General features: G+C 49.9%; 7 protein-coding genes. All 7 read left to right on the top strand.

All coding sequences use genetic code 11. The features are described from left to right. Nucleotides 1-185: 185 nt before the first annotated feature. The 7 genes from ACYVL5_RS21910 to ACYVL5_RS21880 all read left to right on the top strand — a co-directional run bounded on the left by ACYVL5_RS21910 (nucleotide 186) and on the right by ACYVL5_RS21880 (nucleotide 8,379). A complete protein-coding gene (locus ACYVL5_RS21910; RefSeq protein ID WP_460597698.1) occupies nucleotides 186-2,651 on the top strand; it encodes a hypothetical protein in 2,466 nt (821 codons plus the stop codon). 568 nt (nucleotides 2,652-3,219) lie between these two features. Continuing rightward, entirely contained in the window at nucleotides 3,220-4,413 is a 1,194-nt protein-coding gene (locus ACYVL5_RS21905; RefSeq protein WP_460597697.1) for a nucleotidyltransferase domain-containing protein, read from the top strand. Beyond that, complete coding sequence (locus ACYVL5_RS21900) at nucleotides 4,410-5,066, top strand: ubiquitin-conjugating enzyme family protein (RefSeq protein WP_460597696.1); 657 nt, start codon at nucleotides 4,410-4,412, stop codon at nucleotides 5,064-5,066. The genes ACYVL5_RS21905 and ACYVL5_RS21900 overlap by 4 nt, the downstream gene beginning before the upstream one ends. Before the next feature lie 191 nt (nucleotides 5,067-5,257). Next, nucleotides 5,258-6,430 (top strand): nucleotidyltransferase domain-containing protein, encoded by a 1,173-nt coding sequence (locus tag ACYVL5_RS21895; RefSeq protein ID WP_460597695.1) that lies wholly within the window; start codon nucleotides 5,258-5,260, stop codon nucleotides 6,428-6,430. Nucleotides 6,431-6,521: 91 nt separating this feature from the next. After that, nucleotides 6,522-6,845 (top strand): hypothetical protein, encoded by a 324-nt coding sequence (locus tag ACYVL5_RS21890; protein WP_460597694.1) that lies wholly within the window; start codon nucleotides 6,522-6,524, stop codon nucleotides 6,843-6,845. Between the two features lie 42 nt (nucleotides 6,846-6,887). Beyond that, entirely contained in the window at nucleotides 6,888-7,181 is a 294-nt protein-coding gene (locus ACYVL5_RS21885; protein WP_460597693.1) for a hypothetical protein, read from the top strand. A gap of 52 nt (nucleotides 7,182-7,233) precedes the next feature. Then, entirely contained in the window at nucleotides 7,234-8,379 is a 1,146-nt protein-coding gene (locus tag ACYVL5_RS21880; RefSeq protein WP_460597692.1) for an SAVED domain-containing protein, read from the top strand. The last annotated feature ends 64 nt before the right edge of the window (nucleotides 8,380-8,443 follow it).

Raw genomic sequence — 8,443 nt, 5'->3', positions numbered from 1 at the left:
CGAGAATGTCCATGTACGCCTCCGTGGAAATCATCGGCATCCCCCCCTTTCTCTGGAAGGGATACCACGGGTTCCCGGGTGGTACACTTTTCGTTACCGCTTTTGGGTCATTTTTGCATTACCAGTGACAATTGATCCTTTGGCTAGTCCAGAATGGAGGACAACTTCGCGGTCGATGGCTGTGGTTGATTGAGGCAGAGTTAGACAAGTTTTCCCGGCTTGAGCGAGAAGGAAAAACGGCTGAATTAGATGAAATCCGGTCAAAAGCCCCGAATGCGATCCCACAGCCATTGATGCGCATTTTGTGGCGCCTCCTATTGACTGGCCGAGTAAAATCACCGTGGCGGGACCTGGATTTGTACAGATGGAAGGACCGGCTTAAACGTGACGGTCTGACTGCAACACTTCGACTGGAGTTGCGCGAATTGCTTGCGCCTAAAATCGCTCTGAAAAAGCCTTTTAGGTGGGTGGAGGATGATGAGGACCACGGTCCTCCGGACCGTCTAAAAGAGCTCGTTGACTTCGAATTGGTTCTGGAAGCCGACCACGTCCATTCTTCAATGCATGATTTGTCTGAAGCTAGTCAATGGCGAGATGCGATCCCCCTGCTGCTTGACGACTTCCACCAATTGCTGCGCGATGCACTCGATCTTCTTCGCGAATTGGGGGAGGCTGATGATCTAAGTGATCGCTCTCCTTGGGATCTCCCATCCATTAGTCCGCACTGGCAGAACCGTGGCTTCCGAGATTGGGTTGTACTTATTGAATTGCTACGCGATGCGTGGCTGGCGGTTCGTGAGCTCAATCCTGCCCAGGCAACGGCAATAGCGTGCGGATGGTTCGCCCTGCCATACCCAACGTTTAAGCGTCTTGCGCTGTTCGCCGCAAGCTGTCAAGGCTGCATCCCGGCCGATACATGGGCGGATTGGCTAATGGGCGACGGCTCGAGGTGGCTGTGGGCAGTAGATACTAAGCGGGAAACTTTGCGCTTATTAGTACTTCAAGGTGCTCATCTCAAGACAGATACCAGAGCAAAGCTGGAAGCCGCAATACTGGCGGGTCCCCCCCGTGAGATGTATCGGGACGACCTCGAGCCCGAGCGCTGGCAGTACCTGGTCGATCACCAGGTTTGGCTACATCTTGCAAAGCTTCAGGATAGCGGTCGCAATCTTGGTCATGCTGCCTTGCACCGATTGAGTGCTTTGTCCGCATCAAACCCGGAATGGAAGCTGGCTGCAAACGAGCGCGATGAGTTTTCAAGTTGGATGAGCGGAACTGGAGATCCAGATTACGAAACTAGTCGTGATATCGACCTGGCGCCGCGCAAACGGCGTGAACTGGTCACTTGGCTGAAACAGCCGGCAACTTCCCAACGCCCTTTCTATGAAGACACTTGGCGCGAGACCTGCCGCACTCGGTTCTTTCATAGTGCTTATGCTCTGTGTGAACTCGCCCGAGCAGGCCTTTGGCCAGCCGAACGCTGGCGCGAGGCATTACAGGTGTGGAGTGAGGGAGAGCTGGTATTGCGTTCATGGCGATTCCTTGCCCCGCTTGTCCAAACCATGCCCGACAAAGTTTTGCAGGAAATTGCACATGGTATCACGTGGTGGCTGGAGGCGGTTTCCAAGGTGATCGATAGGCATGAAACTGTCCTTCTTGACATTTGTAGGCGCATACTTAATCTGCAGCCCCAGGATGGGGTGGACACTGAACAGACTGTAACTAGGGCCATCAATCATCCCGTTGGCCACATCACCCAAGCACTTCTGAATCTTTGGTTCAAAAGGGAGCCAAACGACAACGAGAAGCTGCCCGACGATTTGGATCCATTCTTCACGCAGCTTTGCAACACTGCAGTCGAGCTGTTCCGGTATGGTCGAGTTCTGTTGGCCTCACGATTGATTGCTCTGTTCCGCGTAGACCGATGTTGGACGGAGAGGCACTTGCTGCCGCTATTCGACTGGGCCGGAAACCCTATCGAAGCAAAAGCCCTTTGGCAAGGGTTCCTTTGGTCCCCCCGCTTGTATCACCCCCTGATGATTGCGTTGAAAACTCAGTTTCTCAACACTGTCAATCACTATTCAGAACTAGGGGAGCACGCTCGACAATTCGCGGCATTCCTAACCTACGCCGCATTAGACCCAGTAGATACCTATACGGTGCAGGATTATCGCACTGCCATTGGCCATTTACCGCAGGAGGGGTTGCATGAAGCGGCGCAGGCACTGTTTCATGCACTTGAGGGAGCAGGAGAGCAGCGAGAGGATTACTGGAAAAACCGCATTCAACCCTTTTGGCTGCAAATTTGGCCGAAATCTCGCGACTTGGCGTCAAATGGTATTTCTGAGTCGCTTGCTCGCTTGAGTATCGCTGGGCGTGGAGAATTTCCTTCAGTCCTGTCAGCGGTATTGGACTGGCTTCAGCCAATCGAGCATCCGCACTACATTGTCCATTTGCTACATCAATCCGGCTTAGCGGAAAGGTTTCCAGAGGAAGCACTTCGCCTCCTGAATGCGGTCCTCAATGATCAACCATGGGCTCCGAGGGAATTGAGGCAATGCCTCCAGGCGATTTCTCAGGCATCGCCCGCATTACTGCAGGACCCCCGGTATTTGCGATTGACTGACTATTCACGCCGTTACGGCATATAATCAGGAAGGTGTGAACGCGAAATCAACAGGAGGCCCATATGGAAGAGGCGGTGACATACGATTCGGCACTTCACCACTGGACTGCAGGTTCGAATTTAATGTGGAAGAGACCAAGAAGCTGCGATAGATGCGCCAAGGAAAAAATGTTCGGGTGTATCGCTTTCTACTGTTCCAGCCGGTAGACTACCACCTCACTTTGCCCCCATCAACGTCTCGGATGATCTTAGATGCCACGCCAAAACTCTACCGGAGACTCATCCCTGTCACGCATTAACCTGTTTGAAATAATTAATTCAAGTCTCTCTTGATCTTTGGATTGACCATGTTTAGGTTGATCACGTTTGTGTTTAGAACCACTAAATTTCGAAGATGATCGGTACAGTTGTAGCTGCTGGAGCTTCTGGGTCAGAGACGGTGCCCACTTGATGAGAGTTTTTTAAAAAATGTACCGCCGACAGATATTGAATGAGGAGCACGTGCCCTACGATGACTGCTTGCGCTATTTGATTTTTAAGAAATCTTTACTTAATTCCCCCAATATGGCTTTTATCGAACGGAGGGTGTCGCGATGATGACTGACAAACAGAAGCGGCTGCTACTTGAAAAGCTGACCTCGGTACTTGAACTGCCGGACTCTGCATATGAGAGGGCAACAGACCGTTATGGTGATATTGGAGAGTGGCTAGGGCGGGAAGGATCGGAATGCGAGGCCTACGATCCCCACATTTTCCCTCAGGGTTCCTTCCGCTTGGGGACGGCTATCCGTCCGCTTGTTGAAGGTGACGCCTACGACCTTGATCTCGGATGTGAGCTGCGCCACGGCGTCACAAAACTTTCCCATACTCAAGAGTCGCTCAAGGCAATCATTGGCAGGGAAATCGATCTCTACCGGAAAGCCAGAGGAATTGCAGCACCTCTTGAAGAGAAACACCGGTGTTGGCGCCTGGAGTATCAGGATCACCTGGATTTCCATATGGATATCGTTCCATGTATACCCGCCGATGATGCGAGGAGGGGTATGCTCTTTGAGTCGCTCAGGAAATCCTGGCATGATGATATTCTCGCAGAGTCAGTCGCGCATCTCACAGTATCAATTACGGATGATCGTCACCCGCGCTACCGGAATATTTGTGAAGACTGGAACATTAGCAATCCGGAAGGGTATGCCAAATGGTTTGAGTCACGAATGAACGAGTCCTTCCGTACCGTTCTGGAGAAAGCGCAGGTCGATGAAATCCCGGTATATAAAAGGAAAACTCCGCTCCAGCGCTGCGTCCAACTCCTTAAACGGCATCGTGACCTGATGTTCCAGGACGACCCCGATGTCAAGCCTATCTCTATTATCATTACAACTTTGGCAGCAAGAGCATATAGCGGAGAAACCGACCTTCAGGCAGCCTTGTCCGGAATCTTGTGCGGTATGGAGAAATTCGTAGGCACAACAACTCCCAGAGTACCTAACCCTGTCAACCCTGATGAAGACTTTACGGATCGGTGGTCAAGGCCGGAGTGTAGCCATCTTCGTCTTGAGCAGAACTTCTGGGCTTGGCTGCAGCAGGTACGGAGTGACTTCGGCAACTTAACTAAAGCCGAGGATCCGGCTTTCATTGTAGAGCAGGCCAATCAAAAATTCGGTGCCACAATGGAAGTCGGAGACCTTAGAAAAAGTCTCGGGCTGGCCCAAGGCATATCCGTCATCGTGCCCAAATCACACTCGATAGAAGCAACGCCACCAAAACCTTGGGAACAGGAACTCGAGTGAGACCGGCTGATCGACAAGGGGTTCAGAGGTTTCTTGATGATTATCCTGGCATGACGTTAAGGCCATGCCGGGATAAAGGAGTCATACTTCGCGGAACCTTTACATTTTGCGGAACGCCTCCCGCAGCGACCCAAATATGTGATGCCTACGAACTAGAACTTGAGGTACCTTCTTCTTTTCCAAAGGAGATACCGACGGTGAAGGAAACAGGAGGAAGAATCCCGAGGGATGGCACCTTCCACATCAATCCTGATGACACTTTATGCCTCGGATCACCTCTCAGTATCCTCATACGGGTCGCACAAGAACCGACACTGACAGGTTTTGCCTCAAAGTGTATAGTCCCTTTCCTTTATGCCGTTTCGAAGAGGCTGGCAGATGGCGGTGGGTTCGCGTTCAGTGAACTCCGACACGGCAAAAGAGGCATCCTTGATGACTACGTTGAGGTTTTAGACCTCAGCGGTCCGGATGATGTAGTTGCAGCTCTTAAGCTGTTGGCCATGAGGCGACGTGTTGCAAATAAACAGCCATGCCCCTGTAACTGTGGAAAACGGCTGGGCAGATGTCGCTATCACTTCAAACTGAATAGGTTCCGGGGAATGGCTCCAAGATCTTGGTTTGCTTTCGAAGAGAACTCTCTCACCAGTCGGTGACCACGCCCAAGGACGCTCATCTTCATTTGACTGCGACGCTATTGAAGGCCCGACCTTTGGTCTATTCCCTTGGCGCAAAAGAACAGACCGCAAATTTACGCCTTGACATTCCCTATATATTGTGAGTGAATACGGACCGGTACACAATATATTGATACTGACGTGTTTGTGTGGTTCAAGCAGGAGGGATAATGGCTGCAGTTCCCGAGGTAAAAAAGAGGGAGCAGGTCGCTGGTGTTCTTGAGGCAGTTTGCCGTGGATTGGAGTTGACCGAGACACAGTACCAACTCGCGAAAGACCGGTACGAAACCATCGGAGTCTGGCTTGCTGAGGCGGAAAATATCTTCCTCAGAAGCTGCAAAATCTACCCGCAAGGCTCGATGAGCCTTGGGACGTCTGTTCGTCCGATTGGACGAAGCGAATACGATGTCGACTTGATTTGTCACGTCCCCCATCTCTCACTCAATTCCTCTCCCGATTACCTAAAACGGCTCGTGGGCGACAGGCTCACAGAAAATGGCCGCTATTCTATTGAAGAAAAAGGGCGGTGCTGGCGCATCAACTATGCAAACGAATTTCACCTCGACATCACTCCTTCCATCCGGAATCCAAACTGCACTAATGGCGGCGAGTGCGTACCTGACAAGACGCTCCTTGAGTGGAAGCCCTCAAATCCAAAGGGATACCAAGCTTGGTTCGAGGAGAGAGCCGAGCTGCAACCCGAGTTTGTCGCTCAGAAGGCAATGCTTTTCGAGAATGCCGAAATGCGAGCCGCTGTTGAACCCTTCCCTTTCAATGAACCTATAAAAGGATATCTGAAAAGGTGTATACAACTGTGCAAGCATCACCGCGACAAGCATTTTATTGCAGATCCAACGATTGCACCTATCTCTGTAATCATTACAACTCTTGCGGCAAAGAGTTATCAGTACATCGTGGCTCATAAGGTCTACGAAAACGATTTGGACGTCCTGCTTGATGTAATAAGGTATATGCCTTTCTTCATCGAACAACAAAAGTCATTTGGCAAAAAGCACTATTACATATGGAATGAGACAACCGCTGGTGAGAATTTTGCAGAGAAATGGAACGAAAACGAAGCGCTTGCAAATGCTTTTTATGAGTGGCAAGCAACCGCTTTGAAACAGCTGGAGCTGCTCCCCTTTGAAGACGGGATGGACTCGTTACAGAAAGCTTTAAATTTGTCTTTTTCCGAGTCGATAGTTGCCAGTGCATGTTCGAAGTTTACCTCGTCCATCTCAAAAGCCAGGGATGTTGGGGTGTTATCGGTTATGCCTGGAGTCGGACTGACAGCTTCCTCTAGTGGAATCAAGGTCCCGAAAAACACTTTCTTTGGTGAGTGATGCGATGATTAAACCTCGGAGTTTCACTCCCGTTGAACAGTTTCACTTCCTTCGATCTTCGCCTATCGCAACAGGCATCGGAAGAGTTTACATGGGGAAGTTATCCTGGAACTGCAAAATCAGACCTACAGTCCTTAGCAGGGAGTATCAGGTGCTCGTCACCTACCGCCTAAAAGAGAGCCCGAAAATTATTGTTTCAAGACCTAACCTGCTAGAACTTGCCGAGGGGCGTAAACTCCCACATGTTTACAATCAAAATCCACCGCATCTCTGCCTTTACGTTCCCAAATACCAAGAATGGACTCCGGATAAAAAGATTTCGAACACGATCATTCCCTGGACCTACTCATGGTTGTCATACTTCGAGGACTGGCTAGTCACGAATATCTGGAAGGGTGGCGGCTTACACATATGAATCAACCAGTCTTGAGTTTACTCAAAGCGAGTGAGGCCCTGAATGGCAAACTATAAAGAAGACACCGAAACGAATCCGACGCTCTTTACCTTGATAAGAAAAACGGATGCTACTGGAGTTAGTGGTACAGGGAGGGTTCTCGACGGCGTAATCTTTCACACCGGTCAGGTTGTCACTTGCTGGCGTACAGACATTAATGGAACTGATGGATTTACTTCAATCAGCGTATACCCTTCATATCAGGCATTTTTACACGTGCATGTGTTAGCTCATCCTGAGGGGACAAATGAAGTGGTTTTTTTATCGGGAGAGGCCTTGCCTGGTATAAACGGATGACGGCAACTATCCCCACCCCGAACGTGATGAGATTTCAAAGAGAGGGCTTGCAATGGCAGAGGATGTGACTCGTTATATTTCGACCGATGTCGAGAGAGAACTGTGGGCAAGGGCTGCCGGCAGATGTGAGTTCGATGGCTGCAATAAACTCCTATATAAATCGCCAGTAACGCAAGAAAAGGTAAACATAGCCGAAAAAGCCCATATCTATTCATTCTCCGAAGACGGACCTCGCGGCTGGGGACCATTCAAATTAAACAAGAAAAAACTCAATGAAATCGGAAATCTGATGTTAATGTGCCACGATTGTCACAAGCTGATCGACCAGGACAAAGATGGCATAAGATACTCAGCAGATCTGTTACGCCAATGGAAACGTGAGCACGAACACAGGATTGCCATAGTAACCGGTATCGCGACGAATAAGAAGTCGCATGTAATCATGTACGGGGCGAATATAGGGAGTGAAAGGTCTCCTTTGAACTTCGTAGATGCAGTGGAAGCAATGTTTCCTGCACGGTATCCTGTTGAAGAAAAGCCAGTTGATCTATCCATGTCCTGCGAACATGAAGACAAAGATGCAGAATATTGGACCACTGAGAAAAATCATCTCACCAAGGTTTTTGAGAAGCACGTTCAACAGCGGATCATGGAGAATGACCCGGCACATTTCTCCCTGTTCTCACTAGCTCCTCAACCTCTACTCATCCAGCTAGGTGCTTTATTTACAGACAAAATTGCAGTTGACGTATATCAACCCATCCGCGAGCCAAGAACGTGGAAATGGCAAACCTATCCAGATAGCTTCTCGTTTCTTGTAAACGAGCCTTCTGAGACGACAGGCGTACCAGTTCTATTAATGTCCCTGAGCGATCGTATTGCTCATGAGCGTGCGAGTTCGATTGTGGGTCCGGAAGCGAGCATATGGGAGATTACCGTTCCATCAGACTTCTTGCACAATGATTTTGTCCGGTCCTCTGCGCAATTGTCGCAATTTCGGCAAACCATTAGGAAGGTTATGGTTGCGATAAAGGGAAAACATGGACAATCTACACCGGTCCACATTTTCCCAGCGATGCCAGTCTCATGTGCAGTCGAGATGGGACGAGCACGAATGCCTAAGGCCGATATGCCATGGGTCATTTACGACCAAAATCACAAAGCTAACAAATTCATTCAAGCACTGGAAATTTCTTAGCCCCCCCCGACAGGGTGGGGGGGGGGGAGCGACGCCGGGGCTGGAACCTTAGAACGGTTATTAT

It is taken from the genome of Geomonas sp. Red276 (genome assembly GCF_054784495.1).
This window is presented reverse-complemented; position numbering and strand designations above follow the sequence as displayed.

Coding starts and splice junctions, on each gene's coding strand:
- ACYVL5_RS21905 (WP_460597697.1), top strand. CDS start 3,220: ATGATGACTGACAAACAGAAGCGGCTGCTACTTGAAAAGCTGACCTCG.
- ACYVL5_RS21890 (WP_460597694.1), top strand. CDS start 6,522: ATGGGGAAGTTATCCTGGAACTGCAAAATCAGACCTACAGTCCTTAGC.
- ACYVL5_RS21895 (WP_460597695.1), top strand. CDS start 5,258: ATGGCTGCAGTTCCCGAGGTAAAAAAGAGGGAGCAGGTCGCTGGTGTT.
- ACYVL5_RS21885 (WP_460597693.1), top strand. CDS start 6,888: ATGGCAAACTATAAAGAAGACACCGAAACGAATCCGACGCTCTTTACC.
- ACYVL5_RS21880 (WP_460597692.1), top strand. CDS start 7,234: ATGGCAGAGGATGTGACTCGTTATATTTCGACCGATGTCGAGAGAGAA.